Here is a 1318-nt window from a genome sequence, read left to right as displayed (position 1 = left end):
ATCATAATGATGTCCAAATTTGTTGTCTGTTTTGTCCGACGGAGGTCGGATCAAAACAAGTGTTTGTTAGACGTTTTGCTGTTCAGTTTTCAAGGTTCATAAAAATGGTGGAGCTTAGCGGGATCGAACCGCTGACCTCCTGCGTGCAAGGCAGGCGCTCTCCCAGCTGAGCTAAAGCCCCATTTCAAAAGTGGTCGGGAAGACAGGATTCGAACCTGCGACCCCTTGGTCCCAAACCAAGTGCTCTACCAAGCTGAGCTACTTCCCGAAAATATATTTATGGCGCGCCCGACAGGAGTCGAACCCATAACCTTCTGATCCGTAGTCAGACGCTCTATCCAATTGAGCTACGGGCGCTATATTTACATTAACATTAAATGAACTGGTGCCGAGGACCGGAATCGAACCGGTACGGTAGTCACCTACCGCAGGATTTTAAGTCCTGTGCGTCTGCCAGTTCCGCCACCCCGGCAATTTCTGGAGCGGAAGACGGGATTCGAACCCGCGACCCCCACCTTGGCAAGGTGGTGTTCTACCACTGAACTACTTCCGCTTATTGGTGCGGGTGAAGGGAGTCGAACCCCCACGCCCGAAGGCGCTAGATCCTAAGTCTAGTGCGTCTGCCAGTTCCGCCACACCCGCAAGATCTAAATTTAAGTCCGTTAGGACTAAACATAATTGGTTTTAGCTAAATTCGGTTGTTTGCATCCCCACATCATAATAGATGGGCCATGCAGGATTCGAACCTGCGACCCTCTGATTAAGAGTCAGATGCTCTACCAACTAAGCTAATGGCCCAAAGATGTAAAAAAGATGGTGCCGGCGAAAGGACTTGAACCCTCAACCTACTGATTACAAGTCAGTTGCTCTACCAATTGAGCTACACCGGCAAGATTATAGAAATGGTGGAGGATGACGGGATCGAACCGCCGACCCCCTGCTTGTAAGGCAGGTGCTCTCCCAGCTGAGCTAATCCTCCATATCTTTAGGCACTCTATTAAATTAGGCATTAAGAAACCGCCCAGCGACGTCCTACTCTCGCAGGGGGAAACCCCCAACTACCATCGGCGCTGAAGAGCTTAACTTCCGTGTTCGGTATGGGAACGGGTGTGACCTCTTCGCCATCATCACTGGACTTGTCTTAATTCGAAAGACAAGTATTATTATAACAATTATCTTGAAGTATTCAAGAGTTTTTCGTTACCAAATATTGTTCTTTCAAAACTGGATAAACAAGACATTGAAGCTTTCAAGCAATCCTTCCGGATTTTACTTTATTAGGTTAAGTCCTCGATCGATTAGTATTCGTCAGCTCCAC

The 1318-nt window shown here is 48.0% G+C and carries 9 tRNA genes and 1 rRNA gene; all 10 read right to left on the bottom strand.

Annotation, left to right across the window (positions count from 1 at the left end):
* Positions 1-105: 105 nt before the first annotated feature.
* Positions 106-181: transfer RNA gene (locus ACFOZY_RS14710), tRNA-Ala, on the bottom strand.
* Between the two features lie 10 nt (positions 182-191).
* Positions 192-268 (bottom strand) — tRNA-Pro (locus tag ACFOZY_RS14705).
* 12 nt (positions 269-280) lie between these two features.
* Positions 281-357: transfer RNA gene (locus tag ACFOZY_RS14700), tRNA-Arg, on the bottom strand.
* A gap of 26 nt (positions 358-383) precedes the next feature.
* Positions 384-472: transfer RNA gene (locus ACFOZY_RS14695), tRNA-Leu, on the bottom strand.
* 6 nt (positions 473-478) lie between these two features.
* A tRNA-Gly gene (locus tag ACFOZY_RS14690) sits at positions 479-553 on the bottom strand.
* A gap of 4 nt (positions 554-557) precedes the next feature.
* A tRNA-Leu gene (locus tag ACFOZY_RS14685) sits at positions 558-642 on the bottom strand.
* A gap of 83 nt (positions 643-725) precedes the next feature.
* Positions 726-798, bottom strand: a tRNA-Lys gene (locus tag ACFOZY_RS14680).
* A gap of 16 nt (positions 799-814) precedes the next feature.
* Positions 815-890: transfer RNA gene (locus ACFOZY_RS14675), tRNA-Thr, on the bottom strand.
* 13 nt (positions 891-903) lie between these two features.
* A tRNA-Val gene (locus ACFOZY_RS14670) sits at positions 904-979 on the bottom strand.
* Between the two features lie 40 nt (positions 980-1019).
* A 5S ribosomal RNA gene (rrf, locus tag ACFOZY_RS14665) occupies positions 1020-1135 on the bottom strand.
* Positions 1136-1318 lie beyond the last annotated feature (183 nt).

This window comes from Chungangia koreensis, from assembly GCF_042651785.1.
In the GTDB taxonomy this organism is placed as follows: domain Bacteria; phylum Bacillota; class Bacilli; order Bacillales_A; family Planococcaceae; genus Chungangia; species Chungangia koreensis.
The sequence above is the reverse complement of the archived record's forward strand: the minus strand, read 5'-3'. Positions and strand labels throughout refer to the sequence as shown.